General features: G+C 51.6%; 22 protein-coding genes and 1 tRNA gene. 14 read left to right on the plus strand and 9 right to left on the minus strand.

Features of this window, described 5'->3' with window-relative positions:
• Positions 1–170 precede the first annotated feature (170 nt).
• Positions 171–683: a VanZ family protein gene (locus tag G556_RS0103425; RefSeq protein ID WP_028821766.1), complete on the minus strand. Its 513-nt coding sequence runs from the start codon at positions 681–683 to the stop codon at positions 171–173.
• 60 nt (positions 684–743) lie between these two features.
• Between G556_RS0103425 and G556_RS0103430 the strand changes: the two genes are divergently transcribed.
• Positions 744–1,355, plus strand: a complete 612-nt coding sequence (locus G556_RS0103430; RefSeq protein WP_028821767.1) for a major tail protein — start codon at positions 744–746, stop codon at positions 1,353–1,355.
• A gap of 22 nt (positions 1,356–1,377) precedes the next feature.
• A complete protein-coding gene (locus tag G556_RS0103435) occupies positions 1,378–1,797 on the plus strand; it encodes a hypothetical protein (protein WP_004009167.1) in 420 nt (139 codons plus the stop codon).
• A 187-nt stretch (positions 1,798–1,984) separates the two neighbouring features.
• Here G556_RS0103435 and G556_RS0103440 read toward each other — a convergent pair whose 3' ends face one another.
• Together G556_RS0103440 and G556_RS0103445 are read right to left on the minus strand one after the other, a co-directional pair.
• On the minus strand, positions 1,985–2,278 hold the full coding sequence (locus tag G556_RS0103440; RefSeq protein WP_004009166.1) for an addiction module antidote protein: 294 nt from the start codon (positions 2,276–2,278) through the stop codon (positions 1,985–1,987).
• Positions 2,275–2,583, minus strand: coding sequence for a type II toxin-antitoxin system RelE/ParE family toxin (locus G556_RS0103445; RefSeq protein ID WP_013189226.1), 309 nt, complete (start codon positions 2,581–2,583; stop codon positions 2,275–2,277). Before G556_RS0103445 ends, G556_RS0103440 begins: the two co-directional genes overlap by 4 nt.
• Before the next feature lie 52 nt (positions 2,584–2,635).
• Here G556_RS0103445 and G556_RS0103450 point away from each other — a divergent pair, with 52 nt between their 5' ends.
• From G556_RS0103450 to G556_RS0103495, 11 genes are all read left to right on the plus strand, one after another.
• Complete coding sequence (locus tag G556_RS0103450) at positions 2,636–5,317, plus strand: tape measure protein (RefSeq protein WP_028821768.1); 2,682 nt, start codon at positions 2,636–2,638, stop codon at positions 5,315–5,317.
• A 112-nt stretch (positions 5,318–5,429) separates the two neighbouring features.
• Positions 5,430–6,008, plus strand: a complete 579-nt coding sequence (locus G556_RS0103455) for a hypothetical protein (protein ID WP_233418172.1) — start codon at positions 5,430–5,432, stop codon at positions 6,006–6,008.
• A gap of 15 nt (positions 6,009–6,023) precedes the next feature.
• Positions 6,024–8,687 (plus strand): phage tail spike protein, encoded by a 2,664-nt coding sequence (locus tag G556_RS0103460; RefSeq protein WP_028821770.1) that lies wholly within the window; start codon positions 6,024–6,026, stop codon positions 8,685–8,687.
• 12 nt (positions 8,688–8,699) lie between these two features.
• The gene (locus G556_RS0103465; RefSeq protein ID WP_028821771.1) at positions 8,700–9,140 is read left to right on the plus strand and encodes a DUF1617 family protein; all 441 of its coding nucleotides are present in this window, start codon (positions 8,700–8,702) and stop codon (positions 9,138–9,140) included.
• Positions 9,133–9,300, plus strand: a complete 168-nt coding sequence (locus tag G556_RS11545) for a hypothetical protein (protein WP_169337624.1) — start codon at positions 9,133–9,135, stop codon at positions 9,298–9,300. The genes G556_RS0103465 and G556_RS11545 overlap by 8 nt, the downstream gene beginning before the upstream one ends.
• A 116-nt stretch (positions 9,301–9,416) precedes the next feature.
• Entirely contained in the window at positions 9,417–9,983 is a 567-nt protein-coding gene (locus G556_RS0103470) for a phage holin family protein (protein ID WP_028821772.1), read from the plus strand.
• A 185-nt stretch (positions 9,984–10,168) separates the two neighbouring features.
• Complete coding sequence (locus G556_RS0103480) at positions 10,169–10,981, plus strand: N-acetylmuramoyl-L-alanine amidase (RefSeq protein WP_028821773.1); 813 nt, start codon at positions 10,169–10,171, stop codon at positions 10,979–10,981.
• A gap of 143 nt (positions 10,982–11,124) precedes the next feature.
• The gene (locus tag G556_RS11835) at positions 11,125–11,499 is read left to right on the plus strand and encodes a helix-turn-helix domain-containing protein (protein ID WP_420806056.1); all 375 of its coding nucleotides are present in this window, start codon (positions 11,125–11,127) and stop codon (positions 11,497–11,499) included.
• Entirely contained in the window at positions 11,496–11,705 is a 210-nt protein-coding gene (locus G556_RS0103485) for a hypothetical protein (protein WP_028821774.1), read from the plus strand. Before G556_RS11835 ends, G556_RS0103485 begins: the two co-directional genes overlap by 4 nt.
• Before the next feature lie 61 nt (positions 11,706–11,766).
• Positions 11,767–13,008, plus strand: coding sequence for a recombinase family protein (locus G556_RS0103490; RefSeq protein WP_028821775.1), 1,242 nt, complete (start codon positions 11,767–11,769; stop codon positions 13,006–13,008).
• Positions 13,009–13,010: 2 nt separating this feature from the next.
• Positions 13,011–14,576: a recombinase family protein gene (locus tag G556_RS0103495; RefSeq protein ID WP_028821776.1), complete on the plus strand. Its 1,566-nt coding sequence runs from the start codon at positions 13,011–13,013 to the stop codon at positions 14,574–14,576.
• 242 nt (positions 14,577–14,818) lie between these two features.
• Here G556_RS0103495 and G556_RS0103500 read toward each other — a convergent pair whose 3' ends face one another.
• From G556_RS0103500 to G556_RS0103510, 3 genes are all read right to left on the minus strand, one after another.
• The gene (locus G556_RS0103500; RefSeq protein ID WP_028821777.1) at positions 14,819–15,202 is read right to left on the minus strand and encodes a hypothetical protein; all 384 of its coding nucleotides are present in this window, start codon (positions 15,200–15,202) and stop codon (positions 14,819–14,821) included.
• Between the two features lie 302 nt (positions 15,203–15,504).
• Entirely contained in the window at positions 15,505–16,116 is a 612-nt protein-coding gene (locus G556_RS10095) for a DUF4357 domain-containing protein (protein ID WP_155941732.1), read from the minus strand.
• A 298-nt stretch (positions 16,117–16,414) separates the two neighbouring features.
• Positions 16,415–17,638 (minus strand): MFS transporter, encoded by a 1,224-nt coding sequence (locus G556_RS0103510; protein WP_028821778.1) that lies wholly within the window; start codon positions 17,636–17,638, stop codon positions 16,415–16,417.
• A gap of 93 nt (positions 17,639–17,731) precedes the next feature.
• Between G556_RS0103510 and G556_RS0103515 the strand changes: the two genes are divergently transcribed.
• On the plus strand, positions 17,732–18,433 hold the full coding sequence (locus tag G556_RS0103515) for a TetR/AcrR family transcriptional regulator (protein WP_028821779.1): 702 nt from the start codon (positions 17,732–17,734) through the stop codon (positions 18,431–18,433).
• Positions 18,434–19,145: 712 nt separating this feature from the next.
• Here G556_RS0103515 and G556_RS0103520 read toward each other — a convergent pair.
• The 3 genes from G556_RS0103520 to G556_RS0103530 form a co-directional block, all read right to left on the minus strand.
• The gene (locus tag G556_RS0103520) at positions 19,146–19,769 is read right to left on the minus strand and encodes an alpha/beta fold hydrolase (protein ID WP_028821780.1); all 624 of its coding nucleotides are present in this window, start codon (positions 19,767–19,769) and stop codon (positions 19,146–19,148) included.
• Positions 19,766–20,089, minus strand: a complete 324-nt coding sequence (locus G556_RS11590) for a hypothetical protein (RefSeq protein WP_211219432.1) — start codon at positions 20,087–20,089, stop codon at positions 19,766–19,768. Before G556_RS11590 ends, G556_RS0103520 begins: the two co-directional genes overlap by 4 nt.
• A 213-nt stretch (positions 20,090–20,302) precedes the next feature.
• Positions 20,303–20,378, minus strand: a tRNA-Thr gene (locus G556_RS0103530).
• Positions 20,379–20,413: the final 35 nt, after the last annotated feature.

Here is a 20,413-nt window from a genome sequence, read left to right on the forward strand (position 1 = left end):
GTCCGCATCGCACTGTTCACGAAGACCAACTACCTGGGGCTGCGTAACCAGCTCACCCGAGCCCTAATTGATGCAGGGCTGACGGTGACCGCCCGCCGCTATATCGGATACGAGGCGGATACCGGTTTTCACCACTATTCCATCGATGTTTCGAGTTTTAGAGCCTGTCCTTAAGAGTTTGCAATGATCAGGAAAGCCAAAAATCCGATGAACAAGATCTCCAGGACTAACCCGATGACGTTAATGACTTTTTCGCTCTTTTCAGGCCAGAATCTGGCTAGCAGAGCAAAAACTACTAAGCCAGTAGCGGCTCCAGCAGTGTTCATTATGACATCGGTGATATCGCTGATCCCAATAGCGAAAACGTACTGAACGACCTCGAATGCCACACTTGCTAAAAACGGTGGGAGCAATTGAATTAACCATGAGCGCCGTTTCAACAACATCCTCATGTACAAGCCAAACGGGATGAAAATAAGGAAGTTGACCACGATCTCATCAAAGAAGTTCGACCCGTAAAGATTCGCAGAATCTGTAAATGGGATCAGATTTAAGTAGCGCGCATGCCGCATGCTCAGTATGTCGTCAACGCTGGTGGCGAATTTGAACAGCACCATCCACAACAACAAGAGCAGATAAATCCCGAACACCGCATAGGTCAAGCATCGCGTTTTCTCCCTCATGCCCCAATTCTATCTCTCGATGACATCTAACGAAAATTACTACCCAAAAGGAGAAACATCATGGCAACTATTGGTTTAGACAAGCTCTACTACGCGAGCATTAGCGAAGATCCCACTAGCGGTGAGGAAACTTATGCCGTTCCTAAACCGCTCGCTAAAGCAATATCTGCAGAATTGTCTGTGGAGGTGGCTGAGGCAATTTTGTATGCCGATGACGGGGCATCCGAGATTGTCAAGGAATTCAAATCTGGAACACTCACTCTTGGGGTTGATGATCTCGGGGCTGAGGCTGCAGCTGCCTTAACTGGTGCGAGACTGGACGCGAACGGGGTACTTATCAGCACTTCTGAGGATGGTGGCGCACCCGTGGCTATCGGTTTTAGAGCTACACGCTCTAACGGGAAGTACCAGTATTTTTGGCTCTACCGAGTGAAGTTTGCTTTACCGACCACGACCTTGGCGACCAAGGCAGACTCGATCACGTTTTCTACGCCTTCTATTGAGGGCACGATCCTGCGCCGCAACAAACCAGACGCTACCGGCAAGCACCCGTGGAAAGCCGAAGTCACCGAAGGAGCCACCGGCGTGAAAGCTGAAACCATTACCAGCTGGTACAGCCGCGTTTACGAACCCGCCGCAGCCACCAATCCAAGTCGTGCCGCCAGCCACTAAAAGAAAAAGGGAGACAGTGATCATGGGAAAGAAAACTGTAGTTGCAAGTGTTGATTCGTCTCGTAGTGCGGTCATTAGTATCGGCGGGCAAGAATACGAACTGGTCTTAACGACGCGTGCTACTCGTTTGATCGCCAAGCGATATGGCGGTCTCGAACATCTAGGTGATGCTCTGGAAACCTCCGAGGACGTAGGCAAATCCTTGGGTGAGGTAATCTGGCTCATCACCCTTCTGGCTAACCAGTCAGTGCAGATTCACAACCTCACACATCCAGACGATCAACACACTGAACTAACTGAGGATGCAGTGGAACTGCTCACAGTTCCAGCTGATCTGACCGACTACCGGGCAGCAATCAGCGAAGCACTACAAAGAGGAACAAGACGAGCTATCGCCACCGAAGCACCGGCCCCAAAAGACCATGTCAAGGACGAGTCCTAGATAGCGACGAGGCAGCCTTCACCAGGCTTATCTATATCGGTTTAGCCCACCTAAACCTGAGTCGCGTCGAGGTTGAGCTGTGCGTGTTTGGTGAATTACTCGACCTCGTGGACTGCTGGCGCATCGAGACCGGCCGCGCTGAGCAGAGGCGTGTTTGGTTTATTGATGATGTGATTCCAGCAGGTATCTAGGCATTTTGTGTAGCGAGAGTTATTTTGAGTCCTAGGGCTTTCATGATTTTCGTGATAGCCGCAAAGGACGGGTTGCCGTCTTTTGATAGTGACTTGTAGAGGGATTCACGGTTGAGTTGAGTTTCTTTAGCTAGCTGGCTCATGCCGTGTGCCCTTGCAATGTCACGCAAAACCACCTGTACGGTTTTCGTATCGCCGTCTTCGAGTGCGATAGCTAGGTAATCGTTCATTGCTTCTTGGCTATCGAGATATTTGCTTGCGTCGAACGCTGAAAATGTTACTTCCTTCATGACTGTTCCTTCCTTACCTGTTGTGCGAGCTTTTGAGCGGTTCGAATGTCTTTAGCCTGGCTGGATTTATCTCCTCCGGCCAGCAGGAAAACCGTTACTGCACCTAGTTGGGTGTAGTACACCCGGTAGCCGGGCCCGAAATGAAATCTCATCTCGTTAACTTTCTCGCCAACGGGTTTGATGTCTCCAACCATTGTTCCGTGTGCTTCGCATCGGGCTATTGCATGCAAAATGCGCCGCTGAGCATGTTTGTCTTTCAGCTCACCTAACCAAGCGTCAAACAAGCTACTGGAAATAATCTCCACACACCTAAGTGTAGCCTAAAAGCTACATGAGTCAAGAAGGGAAACACCTCTCATGGCCGACTCGTCTTTTGGTCTCAAGATTGGTTTGGAGGGTGAGCGGGAGTTTAAACGCGCGATCACCGACATCAACCGTGAAATGCGGGTTTTGGGATCCGAGATGAAGTTGGTCGCTTCTCAGTTCGATAAGAACGATAAGTCTGCTTCAGCGTTGACTTCTCGTAACCAGGTTTTGGGCAAAGAGATTGAGGCACAAAAATCCAAGATCCAGACCCTTAAGAGTGCTCTTGATAACTCTGCTACCAGTTTTGGGGAAAATGATTCTCGGACGAAGAATTGGCAGATTCAGCTCAATAACGCTCAGGCGACTTTGAATGGTCTTGAGGGTGAGCTTAAAGAGAATAATTCTGCTCTTTCCAAGTTTGCCGATGAGGCTGACGGTGCGGGTGATGATGCGAAAACTGCCGCTAAGGACACCGGACACCTAGAAAATGCTGTAGATGAGCTGGGCTCTCAGATGGACGGTACCAGTTCGAAGACCCGCATTTTTGGTGACGTGCTTAAAGCCAGCCTGGCAGCGGAAGCTGTTGTTGGTGGGGTTAAGGCTATCGGGCACGCCATCGCGGGTATCGCTAAAGGCTTTGGCTCAGCGATGAAGGATGGTTTGGACTATAACGCCCGGATGGAGCAATACACCACCTCGTTTACCACGATGCTGGGTGATCAAGCCAAGGCTCAGAAACTGGTTAATAACCTCAAGTTGGAAGCCGCCCGTACTCCGTTTGGGATGGAGGATCTAGCCAAGGCCACCCAAACGTTGATGGGGTTCGGCATGAGCGCTGAAGAATCCCAGGTACGCCTCAAACAGTTAGGTGATATCAGCCAGGGGGATGCTGGAAAGTTCGAATCCCTCACGTTGGCGTTTGCTCAAATGAGCTCTACTGGCAAGCTGACGGGTCAGGATTTGAACCAGATGATTAACGCGGGGTTCAACCCTTTAGAGGAGATTTCCCGTAAGACCGGTAAAAGTATCGGTGAGCTCAAAGAAGAAATGGCTAAGGGCGCGATCAGTGCGGATATGGTTGCGGATGCGTTTGCTAGTGCCACAAGTGAGGGCGGCCGGTTTTATGGGGCGATGGATGCCCAATCCAAAACCTTCTCTGGCCAACTAGCTACGCTAAAAGACGGGGTCGATAACCTTAAAGGCTTATTGGCTGGAGGTTTGACCACGGCTTTGGCTGGCACGGTGATGCCGATGGTTAATGGTTGGGTCGATGAACTCACCGAAGCCTTCGAAACCGGCGGGGCACCAGCACTGATTGATACCTTCGGGCAAATCTTGCAGGAGGCGCTGGCGTTCATTGCTGAGCAACTCCCACAAGTTGTCGAAACCGGCATGACAATCCTGACCAGTCTCCTTGAAGGCATTATTGCTGTTCTGCCTTCCTTGGCAGAGACTGCCGTGACGTTGATTGTGGCATTGGTGGAAGCGATTATTGAGGCACTTCCGAGCCTGTTGGAGGCAGCGGTTCAGATTATCGCCACCTTGGTTGCTGGTATCGGCGAGGCTCTACCGGAGCTGATCCCGGCGGCGGTAGAAATGCTGATGACCATGATCCAGGGGCTCATCGATAATTTGCCACTTATTTTGGATGCAGCCCTGCAGTTAATTATTGGTCTTGCCCAGGGTTTGATTGCGGCTATCCCGGTGCTTGTTGAGGCTTTGCCGCAGATTATTCAGGGGCTGGTGGATTTCCTGATAAGTGCTATTCCGCAGATCATTCAAACCGGCATCCAACTACTCACCTCTTTAGTGAGCGCTCTGCCTGAGATTATTACTGCAATTGTTGCGGCTTTGCCACAGATTATTACGGCGGTAATTAACGGTGTGTTGGGTGCGATTCCACAGTTGATTCAATCTGGTGTCCAGTTGTTTGTGGCTTTGATTGGTGCATTGCCACAAATCATTACAACGATAGTCAACGCACTGCCGCAGATTATTTCTGCAGTGGTCTCGGCTATCGGTGGAGCCATACCGCAGTTAGTGCAAGCTGGCATCCAGCTACTGACGGCGCTTATTGGTGCGCTACCGCAAATTATTGGCACGATTGTTTCGGCTATCCCGCAAATTATTAGCGGTATCGTTAGCGCGGTGTTGGGTGGGGTTGGTCAGATGATCTCAGCTGGTGCGTCCCTGGTTTCTGGTTTGTGGCAGGGCATCCAATCACTGGCGGGTTGGTTGTGGAACAAGGTATCTGGCTGGGTATCTTCAATTTGGGATGGGATTCTCGGGTTCTTTGGTATCCACAGTCCTTCCAAACAAATGGCGTGGGTTGGTGACATGCTCGTAGCAGGCCTCGCCGGAGCGATCACATCCGAGGGGTACAAGGCAGCTGATGCAGCCGCAGACATGGCCGCCGACACGTTGAGCGCCATGGACGCACTGGCAGAAGGCGTTGACGTGCCCGTCAGTATCAGTGACGCGGATTTGTCGCTACCGAGTATTAATCTCGAACCCGCCACCGCGCTTCGAGCTGACGTTGCTGCAACGCTGAAAGACCGCCAGCCGGTAGACGTCGAATCGGTCGTGGATACAGCTGCCCGCAGAATTCTAAGCAGCCTGGATGTCCAAGTCGTGCTCAATGACGGAACACTGGTAGGCAAACTCGCACCCCGCATCGACACTCAACTCTCACGACTATCAAGGCGCAGTAACCTAATCACGGCAGGAGTGTAAAGCGATGTATAGGTTTACTCTCGACCACGAAACCTCCTCTCGGGATCTTGGTTTGCGGTTCACTGCTCCAGTTGAGATTCCAGCTGCTGCACGGCGGGTAGACGATATAGAAGTGAGTGGCAGAGCAGGTTCTTTAACCTGGTTCACCGGCTGGAAAGACACGGAAATCAGCCTGCCGTTAGCTGTGCATGGAGGCGTGGAAGCTTATCGGCAAGCATGCCTTGCCTTGATGGAGGCTTCAACGATCTCGTTTAGTGGTGAGCCTGGTCTATTCCGATACATAAAACATGTAGAGGTTTCGCCGCTTGCCCAGGAGATGGCTGGCTGGGGCATGTTCCAAGCCAACCTCACCTGCCAGCCGTTCACCTATCTCGCCACAGGGCTAAAACCGATCACCCTCACCAGCACGGCAACGATCATCAACCCTGGCCTGCTGCCATCCGATCCAGAAATAACCTTGTTCGGCACTGGGCAGCTGGTGCTGACGATCAATGGACAGCGCTACAAAGTCTCCTCACCAGTAGATCAGATCACGCTCGATTCGGCTCGCATGATCACTCACGTGTGCGGAAAAACCCAAACCGATGCTTTAAGCGGGTCTTTTCCGCAGCTTGCCATCGGTGAGAATCACATAGAACTCGGTGCGGGCCTAGCGAAGGTAGCGGTTACTGGGAACTGGCGCACCCTCTAGTAAGGAGTAAAACCTATGATTTCGGTTCACAACCGTGTTGCTAAAACCTTCACCACTAATGGTTTGGCTGTTCTCGACCGCGAGATCATTGACCCGGTCGTGAGCGAGGAACTAGGCAGCCACTTCATGTTGTCGTTTAGTTACCCAGCTGATGGTTCAGCAGCCAAGCACCTGCGTCTTGAGAACATCGTCGCAGCACCCGTAGCTGGCGTGGAGGATCGTCAGGGTTTCCGCATTACTGAGGTGGTCACCACGCTCGGTGGAATGCTCGAGGTGACAGCTCATCACGTATTTTATGACCTAGCAGCAAACCTGATCGCCGACACCTACGTGGTCAACAAAACCGCCGCTGATGCACTCAAGCACTTACTCAATGCCGCCAACAACACACACGGCTTTACCGCCACTAGCTCCGATAATGTGTCGCGAGCTTCAGCTCGAATCGTGCGCCAACCGCTAGCCGCCGCGATCCTAGACTCCAAAGCCGACAACTCCTTCGTCTCTAGGTGGGGTGGTGAACTAGCCTTCGATAACTGGCATATCCACCACGCGCCCAGGCGCGGCAACGATAACGGCGTGGTGATCAGAGATCGTAAAAACCTGTGCGGATATGAATCGAGCCTGGAATACACCACCATAGTTACCCGGATTTTGCCGGTTGGTTACGACGGGCTGCTGTTGCCTGAACTGTACGTGGATTCTCCGCGCATAGGTGATTATGTTGCGCCGCGTATCAAGGTCATCCGTTATGGGCAGGTCAAAGCCATCAAAGACCCAGACAAGCCACGTGAGGACGAACTGCCCCTAGAGCAAGCTCACGCGAGATTGCGTGAACTAGCTAAAGCAGAGTTCTCTAGTTGTCATGTCGATCAGCCGGCGTGCTCATACAAGGTGTCATTCGTCGATCTGGCTAGCACTCGCGAATATGAGGGTTTTCGTGACCTAGAAACCGTGACCCTAGGCGACACAGTAACCGTCCGCCATGATGACCTCAACGTGGCACTCACCGCCAGGGTCGTTGCCTACGATTACAATCCGCTGGCTGGCGAATACATCAGCATTGAGCTGGGCAGCGTGGCGGGTAAGTTCACCGACATCACCCACGCTATTAATACCGCTCGCACTGAGGCTGCTGAAGCTAGCCAGGTGGCAGGTGTGGCGCTGGCGTCAGCTGATGGGAAGAACACCAACCACTATGGCACCACCCAACCGGTATCAGCCAGGCTGGGCGATGTGTGGTTTAAAGACAATGGTGAGCAAGTAGGAATCTGGATCTATAAGGCCACCGATACTGGTCAGCCCGGATGGGTCAGTCTTGCCACCGACCTTAACCACGCGCTGGTGAGTGCTGAGTTAGAGCAAGCAAAAACCGAGGTTGCCCAAGCTAAACAAGCCGCTAAACAAGCTGGCGATTTGGCTGGGCAAGCCCAAGCTAGCGTAGCGAAAGCAGCCAGTGATGTTGCGGCGGCGCGCAAACAAGCCGACCAGGCGGTCAAGACTGCTAGCCAGGCTAGTGAGGGCGTTGAGGGTTTGAAGATTACGCTGAGCGATAACCTGCAAAACGTGTGGGGATCTATCGCCATGATGAGCAACAACATCAACCTGCGTGTGACTAAAGGCGATGTCATCAACCAAATCAACATTTCACCTGAAACCATCCTCATCGACGGCAAACGGGTGCATATCACTGGGCAGACCACTATCGACAACGGAATTATCGGCACGGCGATGATTGCCGATGCGGCGATCACAAACGCTAAAATCTCTCAGCTGTCCGCAGATAAAATAACCACCGGCACCCTAGCAGCAGCCAGGATCGCCGCAGGCTCCATCACCTCCGACAAGTTGACCATCAGCAATGGGTTTATCCAAACAGTGATGATCCGTGATGCGGCTATAACCTCGGCGAAGATTGCTTACATAGATGCCAGCAAGATCACCACTGGGTATTTGAACGCTGCCAGGATTCAGGCAGGCTCTATTAGCGCCGATAAACTCGCGGCTAACGCGATCCAGGTTGGATTGGCGGGGTGGAATCAGAATATTCGCATCAGCCCCACTCAAATCTCTTGGTATAACGGTTCCCGGTTGGAGGGAACAATTAGTTCTCGGGGTATGCAGTTTTGGTATGGCGAGCGTTACGTCGGTGAGCTGTCGCGTGGTGGCAAAAAGAACAACGAAAACATTCAAGGCATCTCTATGTCACTAGCCAACCAAGGCGACTACGTGGCATGGACATACCAAACACAAGCGAACGGTACCTTCTACACGTGCTTGACGCTGGATCCTAAAGGCAAGTTCTACGGTTCAGCCGGCATCCATTTAGGTTCTGATCTGCGCACAAACGGTTACAAGTTCTACACCAATGGAAACCGCTATGTCACCTTGCAGGACGTGTCTTTGCAGGGGCGTGGTACGCATCCGGGCTGGGTGGGGCCAACCGCTTTGTCGAAGGTTGTGTTTCATACCTACGACGTCATGGTTGTTACCAACGGCTCGTTCTACAACATGACGAGATTATTCGACCGGGTTGGGGATTTGATGAACCGCGTTAACGGAATACTTGGGCTATTGAACCAAGGCTGGATTTCTAAAATCACCTCCCGCGCTGATGGCTCCATCTCTTGGACTTATTTCGACAACACCGGCTACCAGAAAATGTCCACCAATCTCGCATGAAAGGAAACCAACATGAAAATTCTTCTTCCCAATGATCAGCTCGCCGCGGTCACCGAACTGCTGGCTGGCATGTCGCTGAAGCCAGCCGCCTCACGTGCGCGCACCAAACTACTGCATTTGGTACGTGAAGCATCTACGCGCTTCGGGGTCGACGAATACGAACTAATCAGCCAATACGCAACCCTCGACGATGCTGGCAAGCCCATCATCAATACCGATGGAACATTCAGTCTCGCAACCCCGGAAAAGGCGCAAGAATTTTTTGCCCTACGCCAGGAATTATTCGATAGTGCTGCCGAGGTTTCCGGGCCCACATACGGCCGTCACCTAGCCGATATTAAAACTCTGCTTGATGGCTATGACGGTGAACTATCGGGAGCAGCGGCGGAGGCCTTCGACGTGCTTTACGACGCCGTCGCTGACGCACTAGCCAAGGAGACTGACGATGAGTGAAGAACCGATTATTTCTATTCCCTCTGATCCCACACCAGCACCACCAGCACAACCTACCAACGAGAAATCAGATGAGGCGGCTCGCCCGCGTGAAGCACACCTCGATCTAAGAATGCCGATTTTAGAAGTGCTTACCAACCCCAACCTGCCGGACCTATAACCTCAAAGGTTATAGTCTCCAGCTACTTACGCCTGCCAGTTTTGGTGGGTATTTTTTATGCGCCCTACACCCTGTGTCGGGCGTTTTTCTTTGTCTTTTGAAAGGAACCACTCGACATGTCCATTAAATCTATCTGGGTCACTATCCAAGGCGTCATCACCGCTATAGGTGCTTGGATAGGAGCATTCCTCGGTGGAACTGACTCCCTGCTATACGCGATAGTCGCATTCACTGTTATCGACTATCTAACCGGCATGCTCGCCGCGATCAACGCCCACAAACTATCCAGCTCGGTAGGGTTTCGCGGTATCGCCCGCAAAATCCTAATCTTCGCCCTCATCGGACTCGCCCACCTGCTCGATGTCCATGTTCTTGGCACACCCGGAGTGCTACGCACCGCCACCATCTTCTTCTACCTATCCAACGAGGGCATCTCCATCCTCGAAAACGCAGGGCTACTGGGCCTGCCGATCCCGGGCGGTTTGCGCCAGGCTTTGGATGTAATCAAACAACGCGGCGAGACTCAGCCAGAGGAAAAAACTACTGGTGTTGCTGGCAGTAAGTCTACTGATCCGGCAGGTAGTGGGACTGGCGTGAACTATCCGGTACCCACACCCCGCACCGACACCACCAAGCCAAATTACCAGCCGCGTCGTGCCGAACCAGACGAGCTGGAGCAGTAGTGAAACCCCGGCTGACTGCATTCGTCAAAGCGCTCATTCTTATCTGTGTATTAGCGCTTTTTATTGCTGGGGTGTGGCTGCTACTTGGTCTCATCCTCTCTTGGATGTTGGCCCCGCTGATCTACCTGCTGGCACTCATCATTTACACGATTCCATAAACAACAGAAAACTGGAGGAACCCCCTTATGAAGAATTGGAACACCTTAGATGCTGACATCAACCTGCTACTCGACAAGCACTACTCGAAAGGCCGCCAAGGCCGCCAGATCGACAAGATCATCTTGCACCACAACGCCGGAAACCTCTCTGTGCGTGGCTGCTTCGACACCTGGCAAACCCGCCAAGCCAGCGCACACTACCAGGTAGAAAGTACCGGCATTATTGGGCAGCTCGTGTGGGATGGTGATACTGCCTGGCACGCTGGCAATTGGGACGCCAACCTCACCAGCATTGGCATCGAACACGCAGACGCCTCCAATAGCCCGTGGCGGATATCAGACGTGTGTTTAGAAAACGGTGCACACTTGGTCGCAGCACTCTGCGTCTACTACAAGCTCGGGCGACCCGAATGGGGACGAAACGTCTACGGACACAACCACTTCAGCCCGACCGAATGCCCAGCATCCATCGCAGGCAACCAGCGAGCTGAGTACATGGCACGAGCTGGGTACTGGTATGACCAAATGACCGGAAACAAGCCCGTAGCGACACCAACTCCTGCAACTACTGCACCGAACCTTGACGCATTGGCTGATGCAGTGATTCGAGGTGAATATGGTAACGGGGATACCCGCCGTGCTCGCCTCGGTGGTTTATATGACGCTGTCCAGCGCAGGGTGAATGAAAAGCTAGGTGCAGGATCTAGCTTTGGCCCGAATATTGATGCTCTGGCTGACGCAGTGATCCGTGGCGAATACGGCAACGGCGACGAGCGCCGTCGCAGACTCGGAAATCTTTATGACGCTGTTCAACGCCGTGTAAACCAGAAACTCAGCTAACAGCATCTGCACGTTTTTCTCTTTGGCCCCGCTGCCGTCTCCCTGTTTGGGAGGTGGTGGCGGGGCCTTTTTTGTTTTATGGCCAGCTTGGATTTAACAAATGTGGGCTGGTCGGCAGTTGGTTGAGAGGATGGTGAGTTTCTTTGAACCAACTAGACCGATTACGCATCACCAATCTGCGCGCCAACGGGTGGGGGTATAAGAAGATCGCAGACTTCTGTGGCATATCTCGCGACCAGGTGCGCGCCTACTGCACCAAACACAACCTGTCGGCTGAGGGTGAGACTCAGGAGCGGGTGTGCGAATGGTGTGGACGAGAACTAACGAGTGTTGATCCTCGTGCGAGATTCTGTAGTAGCGCGTGTCGGCATCAATCCTGGAGGGCAGGCCTACACCGTCCGAAAACCTGCCAAGCCTGCGGACAAACCTTCAACGCGCTCGATAAGCCGGGCCAGCAGTATTGCTCGCACGCTTGCTATGTACGTTCACGTTTTGGCACCAGAGGCGGACGCAAATGACCCCGCCCGCTGCTTTTGTTGATCAGTTGGCAGACGGCGCGGTATTTGCTCGTGAGCTCGGGTTTATCCAAGATGTCGACATGCTTGCCGCCCTTGCGGCGAGCGGGGTGATTACTGCTAGCGAGCACGAGGCTTTCTACACCCGGTTGGCGGAGATGTGCAGGCCGGTTTATCAGCGGCGAAAATTATCGGTTTTGACTGGATAAATGGCGCGTTTAGAGCGTGTATAGACACAAGCACTAGTCAGCTTAGAAGTGAGGAGGGACAGTGGCGAAGATCGAGCAGGTAACACCGGTAAGGCCGGTCAGAGTGAAGCTCGTGAATGTCGCGGCATACGCTCGGGTATCTACAGCTAGCCAGCGGCAACTGTCCTCTATCGCTACCCAGGTGTCTTATTATTCGCGGCTCATCCAATCAACTCCCGGCTGGACCTACGCCGGCGTGTTCACCGACGAGGGTATTACCGGCACTACGACCGGCGGCCGACAAGGCCTAGCAGATTTGATGAACCTCGCCCGAGAAGGCGGGGTGGATATTGTGTTGTGTAAGTCGATCTCCAGACTCGCCCGCAATACGCTCGACCTTTTGCGCATCGTGCGTGAACTCAAAAACCTAGATGTTTCTATCCGTTTTGAGCGTGAAAACATTGACACTGCCACTGCTGATGGTGAGCTGTTGTTGACGCTGCTGGTCTCGTTTGCCCAAGAAGAATCCGCCTCACTGTCAGCGAATGTGAAGTGGGCTATCAGGCAAGGCTTCAAACAAGGCAAAACGAACTCATTCGTGCTCTACGGCTACCGCTGGGACGGACAACGCTTCCATATCCACGAGCGTGAGGCCGAAGCCATCCGGCGCATATATACCGGCTTCCTAGCAGGGACGTCACCTGAGAAAATCGTGGACCAACTCAATGCTGAAGGGTTCCGTTCTCTAACAGGTAAGCCTCTGGAGCCGAATCTTGCTCGCCGCATCCTTGAAAACGAGCGCTATACCGGAAACCAGATGCTACAGAAAACCTTCATCCCCGCTATCGGCGCCAAACGGGAAGTAAAGAACACTGGCGAGTTGGAGCGCTACTGGGTTGAAGACAGCCACCCGGCCATTATCGATATGGAAACCTTTCAGCAAGTGCAAGCAGAGTTAGCGCGTCGCCGCAGGCTTGGTCTTGCTGCCACGCCGTCGCTTACCACGGGCTGTTTTACTTCCAGGATCAAGTGTGCGTCGTGTGGCAGGAATTATCAGCGTAAAACCCGCTACCGAAAGGCTGGTGCTTACAAGATTTGGCGTTGCTGGGGAGCCTGCCTCGGGAAAGGTAATACTTGCGGGCCAGACCTCAAAGAAACCCACCTTAAACAAGCAGTCATCAAGATTCTCGCGCTGGCTAAGTGGGATGAGGAAGAAATCATGTCCCGCCTATCTTGTATCACCGTCACAAAAGACCAGCTGACACTCACCCACGACAATCACCGCCAGACAGTCATTGCGCTGGCCCGGCTGGAAGGAGAATAACAGTGGCTACGATTACCGCGATACCAGCAACCAAGACACGCATCCATGACAGCGCGCTTTCAGGTTTTAGCCCCAAGCGTCGGGTGGCGGCCTACGCAAGGGTGTCCACTGATATGGAAGAACAAGCTAGCAGCTATCAGACCCAAATCGACTACTACACCACCTACATCCAATCGCGTGCTGATTGGGTGTTTGCTGGCATGTATGCCGACGAAGGCATTAGCGGTACTTCCACCAAACACCGTGAAGGTTTCCAGTCCATGATCGCCGACGCGTTGGCTGGCAAAATCGACCTGATCCTCACCAAGTCTGTGTCGCGTTTTGCCCGTAACACTGTCGACTCGCTGACCACCGTGCGCCAGCTAAAAGAAGCCGGTGTAGAGGTGTATTTCGAGAAAGAAAACATTTGGACCTTGGATTCTAAAGGCGAGTTGCTCATTACGATCATGTCCAGTCTTGCTCAGGAAGAATCCCGCTCCATATCTGAGAACGTCACTTGGGGGCACCGCAGGCGCTTCTCTGATGGCAAAGTCATGGTCCCGTACTCCTCACTACTGGGATACAAGAAAGGCGCTGACGGTAACCTCGCCATCGACGAGACCCAAGCCCCGACCGTGCGTTTGATCTATCAGCTGTTTCTAGACGGCTCATCGATCACCGAAATCCGTGCCGAGCTACAGCGTCGCGGTATTTTGACTCCGCGAGGTAAAACCAACTGGTCCACCTCAACCGTGCGCTCGATCTTGTCCAACGAGAAATACAAAGGCGACGCTTTGCTTCAGAAGACGTTCACCGCTGACTTTCTAACCAAACGTATCGAAGTAAACGAAGGTGAAGTCCCGCAGTATTACGTCACCGGAAACCACGAGCCGATCATTGACCCAGCCGTGTGGGACCAGGTTCAATACGAACTCGCCACCCGCCACGCGGCCAACACCGCCAAGATCGGGCTGTTTGCCAGCCGCCTAAAATGCGCCGACTGCGGTGCCTGGTACGGACGAAAAACCTGGGCATCCAACACTAAATACAAACACACCATCTGGCGATGCAACCAAAAATACGATCACGCCCAGCCATGCCAGACCACCACCTTGCGTGACGAGCAAATCCAGACTGCGTTCCTCGCTGCGCTAAACCAGCTGGCTGAACAATATCGCGGACAAAGCCACCTACTTGAGGTTATCGAGGCCATGTTCAACACCGACCAACTTGAGGCAGAATCTGCGAGATTAGACAAGAAGATTCGTGCTCTTGCCAGCGAGATTGAAGCATTGGTTGCAGAAAATCAGCGGGTAGCGCAAGACCAAGACCAATACCTCGCCAAATACACCCAGTTAGAAGCTAAATACCAGAAAACGCTAGGGCACAAACAAGCCATTGATGCCGACATCGCAGCCAAACAGGCCAAAGCCACCGCGATCAAAACCGCCTACATCCAGCTAGCCGACCAGCCTATCCAGCACTTCCAGCCATCCCAATGGACAGCGCTCATCGACCACGCCGTTATCGGAGCCAACGAGATCCGGTTCGTCTTCAGAACCGGGAAAGAAATCACGGTCAATCTCTAACCTCGTGCCCTGAACACGGTACTAGGTAACGCAAAACCACAATCCGCTAACACAAAAGGGTACTTATCAGACCTGACGTCCTAGCAAATATCATTCTAAGTTTACTGACCTAGAACCAACACCACTGATCCACCGTTAACGCCGGGTCACAGAGGCGCATTTTTCATCTCCGTTAGCGAGTTAAACCCCCAAAACTGTAACTACGATACTAGGTACCGCAATACCCCAGAGTCGAGCGCAATTTATGATTTGCGGGGAATGTTGGTGCTGTGAGGTTTTGAATATAACCAGCTGCCGATCTTGTTAGCTATTACTGCTAGCAGTGAATAAGCGACCCCGTAGATCAGCGCGGATTCGTTGAAAAAGATCAGCATGGGCACCATGAAAAACACTATCGGCATCACTATCCATAAAACAGTGAACCCCTCCGCGATTCCATCCCAGGCGGCTAGCGCAATAGTGGCGAGTGGAAACGCTATGAAAAGCAGCAAGATAAACGCCATCATTCCTAAATCGGAGGCATTGCCTAATCCGATGGCAGCTCTAGTAAGAGCAGGCAGTAAAAGATAGCAGGCGAAAAGCGCGCCAACTCGCGCCCACGTGCCGCGTCTTTTCCACCTTCGCATGCATTCATTTTTCCATGAGCAGAAAGGAAAAACCACGGGTCTTAGAAACCGACTACGCTCCAAACCTTATATTGCTAAAAGCCACCAGATATTCTCGTCCTAATCGTTTTGCTTGTGCCTATGTCTTCTGGAGTCCGGTGCCCGAACGTAACGCGACGCAGATGACCGACATCTCATCTACCTGCGGATTCTTATCTCGGGGCTAGGTTTTGACGGGAGCTTTGGTTATTTCTCGATTCCGAGGATGATACCGGCTACCACCATTATTCAATCGACATCGCAGATTATTTGCCGGATATTTTCTAGGAGTTGTTGCTTTCCTCCCAGACTCCATATTGTTGCCCTTCATCATTCACCCAACGCGCTCTGCCATTGGCGGAGGTACCTAACACTATGGCCGCTGCTGCAGAAGGAGAAGTAAAAGCAATATCCCTGGTGACTACGCCGAGATTATTTTCTATGCGTATTGACCCATCACTAACTAGCTTTTGGTGACGACTAGCGATAGCCGTATAGGAGTTAACCGTTGATTGGCTTCTGGCTTTGCTGGTTTTCCAGCTAGCAACCACGATTGATCCCTTGAGGAGGAAAAACTCGCCATCGATAAGCTGCATCGAGGCGTCTACCCCATCTTTTTGTCTATGTAGATGGAAAACAGGTGAAGAAGCTATCTGAGCGTTATCTGGTTGCACAGTATTTTCTGGGGAACGCAAAACGTTGACTCCCAGGATCGGCAAAATCAGCTTCACATTATCTAAGAAGGACTCGGCTGATGCTCGTTGCGCTTCAGAAAGCTTCCTAACCCGAGGGGTTTGTTTGTTATCTGGCATAGAACAGCGCTCGGCATTCTTGGCGATTTCAACCAGACGGGCTTCTAAATAGCCCCAATGTCCCTCATTAAAAGATCGTTGCAAGCTAGCGACAATAACGACCTTTTCCCACTGTGGTTTTTTATCATGATCGCGTAACTCTCTACAAAGTTTTCTGTCTTACCTATATAGCACCACGTGTTCTCAATAGCTTCAGGGTCATTACCAAGAAGAATATACACACCATTACAAGCGATTGAGCTGAATGACCTCGTGTTTGCATGGGGTTTTTGAGACGTTTGAGTTTGTTTGAATCTCGTAGCGACTAGACATCATAGTTCTGCTGAAGTCAACACCGCTTTAGCAGTAATTTTTATGGTTTTTGCTTCTAATCATAAAGAGATTATTTGCGGAACTCGGGATGGTAAAAACTCAGCAAAATTGCCGCAGCTATCAGGACTGTGCAACATGTCATTGGTAGCCACGGAGAGAGTCCGTAAAGTGCGGTGGAGGCTATCGGTGCCACTACATAGGCTGCACCATTGTTAGCATTAATCAACCCGGCCAGCCCACCTTGTTCTTCGGGCTTCATTTGCAAAGTAGGCGCCGTGTTGTAGCCAGGCATCGCCAGGCCTAGACCAAAGCCTGTCAAGATGCTGGCCACGATGAACAGTCCAAGATTTAGTGGATAAACCAAGAGTAGTAACCCGAGAAGAACGATTATTAATCCTCTTCTAAAGAGTTTTTTAGCACCCCAGTCTAACCTTGGAGCCACCAAGGCCTGCGCCAGTATCATCACCACACCCATTATTGACATGCACAAAGCGGTGAGCCCTGCTGTTGCGCCGGCCGCTAGCTTCAAAACATCCTGCAGTAAAAAGCCGAAAAGTGTAGCCACGGTAGAAAAAGCAGTAAACATTAGGAAACCGCAAGCCAGGAACACGAATACTCTTGAATCAAAATAGGAAACTTTTGCCGGTTGAGCGACTTTTTCTTCGCCACCTGTGGGTTTGAATGTTAGCAGCAAAACGGCAACGCCAAAAAGCATGACCAGAGGCATCACCAGCAAGGGCATCATGAAACCTCCTATAGCTGCAAGGCTGCCGCCCAATAAGGCTCCAAGAATAGACGAGAATCCTTGTGCAGCGCCCAAGACTCCCAGACCTTTTACCCGTTGCGTCTCATTGTAGGTATGAGTCACAACGTAGGTTTGCGCGGCTGGGGAAACTGATGCGATGGCACCGCCGTACAGCACGCCCCTAGTTATAACTACTCCTATGATCAACGCTATGCCGGTGAGCAGACCCTTAAATCCTAGCCACACCACCATAGCGAATCCGCTTAGAGCCAGGATTCCGGCAAGCATGCCAATAAGCAAGATACGCCGAGATCCCCATCGCAATGAGACCCGTCCCCACCTGGTGGAGGTAAGAGAAAACATTATGGCTGCTAACGAAATGGTGGCGCCAATGTGCCATTCCTTCAGCCCGATTTCGCGCGATAGCGGAGCCAGAATTGGATTAAGAATCATTTGCCCCATATATGCCAGTAACACCGTCAAAAACAGGGGAAACAGTCCCGTTATTCTTGATTCGACTTTCTGGTTTCGTTCATTAGTGGCGCACATTAAAACATCCTTTCCAAAGTGAGCAGCCAATCAAGCTGAAACAATACTAGAACAATGTTCTAGTATTGTCGAGGTTGAGGGTATGCTGTTTTCGTGGGAAATAAAGACAAACGGGTAAACACGGGTAGACGAGCCTGGCTGACGCAGGAAAAGATCATGTACACCGCAATGGAACTGACCCGAGAGTGCGGTCTAGAAAAATGGTCGATTCGCGACCTTGCGCAGCGTCTGGGAGTAGTTCCCTCTGTCATCTACCACCATTACCAAAACCGTGACGCCATTACCGCTTCTGTAATAGGCGAGATCACTAGCACCATCGAGCTACCGGACGAGCAGCTGGAATGGAAAGATTGGTTCATCTCCCTAGCAAAAAATGTCAGGCCCGTCTTTCTTGAATTCCCCGGAGTCACCGACAAACTGATGTATGGACATATGAACGCCGCGTTTATACCAATCTTGGAGGTGGCTTACGAAAAACTACGGGATGCTGGTTTTAGCCAGTACATTCACATCGCATACTCAATTATCATCAACACGATACTGTGGAGCATTACTGCTCGCAACTTGCGCAGCCCAACCAAGCAGGAACAGCGCCACGACCTAGGCCAAATGATTACCCAACTTCAGCCCCTAGCTACCTGCTCCACAACGCTCGCTGACATCATCCAAGGCTACTTAATTCCGCTAGCCAACCCGAAAAACGAAGACCGCATGAGTCAGGAATACTTTGAAATCATCACAGAAGTCGTACTCGCCGGTTTAGAGATAGCGATCTTGCCTCGCGAAAACGCCTAACGACCCCATGAACAAGAAAACTCATCAATACGCATAAAATATTACCCAAAATCGCAAGGCATCCAGCTAAGAGCAGACCCTTTTCGGCCTCTCCCTCTATTTCCTGCGATTTTCCAATAAATACAAGAAAATCCACTATATCCAGAGCTTCCCAAACAACTAGTACGACTACATCAAATACTGCACTACCAATGAACTAGCTATCGCCCTTCACAGTACACAGGCCTCTCCCAGGAATCCGCAGCCTATATTGAAGACTGAGCCCACCCTATTACGTATCGACGAAGAGGAAACCTCCATCTCGACTTCTGGCTTACCTCTTCAACGAACATCAACGTGAAGAAAGAAGCCGACGAAATCTTCCACTATTGTCTTCCTCTCGCTTATAAAGCTGGGAAAGTTGATCGCGGCGTGCAGAGGTGAGAATACCCGTCCAATCCGCTATACCCGCAGTAGCCATCCCTCCCGGGGTTCCATCAACCAGAAAAAGCTCCACCGCTTTACCACGCGCCATCACAACCACGCCCCTCGTTCACACGCACCTAACCTCAAGAATAACCGAGATAAACAGATCACCCCTCAATACGAGGATCCAAAAGAAAGGAAACACCATGGGTGAGCCAATGGATCTGGTTGATTGTTGACATATCAAAACAGGCAGAGCCGTACCGAAACGCATCTGGTTTATCGATGATATTATCCCCGCAGGGGTTTAGCGGGCTAAATGTTTAGTGAGATAACAGGCGAATAGCTGAGGATGGGCGGCGTGCCACTGGTGCCCTACACCTTGGATAACCTCTAGGTGAGCCGTGGGGATAAGGCTTGAGATTCTGCGGGCGGCAGGCAGATTTGCTTTATCCTTGCTACCGCAAACCACAGTTACGGGCATCGATAAAGCTGCTAGCTGCGCGGTGAGGTCTAAATCTTTCAAACTATCGAGAATGTTCAGTAGCTCAGGTTTGCTTAGCAGCGGCGGACAGACCCATTTTGTTGGTAAAACTCGCATTAGTGTCTTTTGCAGATTCATCAACATTTTTGGGAGTTTAGCTTGCGGAGCTGAAACAAACAGTGAAGACACCTTATCTGGATGGGTGATCGCGATATTTAAAGCAATCACTGCACCCAACGATAGCCCGACCAAGTGAACTGGTTCGGTCAGCGAGTCAGCAATCTGGGTACATACGTCTTCAAGCGACCAGCACGCCAGCGGCGGTTTCATTCTCAAAACGTCTAGAGCTATGCACTCGGTTTGTCGCAGCTGCTTTATTACCGGGTTCCAAACACCACAGGTTTCGCCCAACCCGTGCAGAAACACTACCTTTTGGGCATCGTTCATTTACGCAGCGCGAAAAAACCTACGACCAGGCTAGTTATCAGAAAACCAGCAGCATTTCCGATAGCGGTGACCGGTGAAATCACGTGCGTGAACCCGAAAACAGCAAAACAGATAGCTGCAATTAATAGCCCAACGGCTACCAACATTAACCAGTTACGCACTCGCGCACTGTTCTTTCCCATATATGCCCTTTCAATTTTACGTGTTCGTTCATTGATTATCCCATAACTGTCGTTACCGAAAAGAAAGGTAAACACCCATGGCTGATTCGTCTTTTGGCTTGAAGATTGGCCTTGAGGGTGAGCTAAAAAAGAACTCATACCGACACCGCTAGAACAGCGTTATTTGCGAGTCAGAAAGACGCATTTTTCATCTCCGTTAGCGAGTTAAACCCCAAAATCCTGTGCGAACAGGGAAAACACGATACTGGGTAACGCAAAACCCAAACCCGCTAACGCAAGCGATTTTTCACACCCCCCCCCTAAGCGATACTCGCTAACGCAAAAGGGTACTTATCAAATCCGACGTCTAAGTGGAGCCCCCTGTCAGACTCGAACTGACGACCTTCGCTTTACAAGAGCGGTGCTCTACCAACTGAGCTAAGGAGGCAAACGCATTTGCGAGGTTTAATTCTCGCTTAAAAC

The sequence above is a fragment of the Propionimicrobium lymphophilum DSM 4903 genome (genome assembly GCF_000423485.1).
Lineage (GTDB): Bacteria > Actinomycetota > Actinomycetes > Propionibacteriales > Propionibacteriaceae > Propionimicrobium > Propionimicrobium lymphophilum.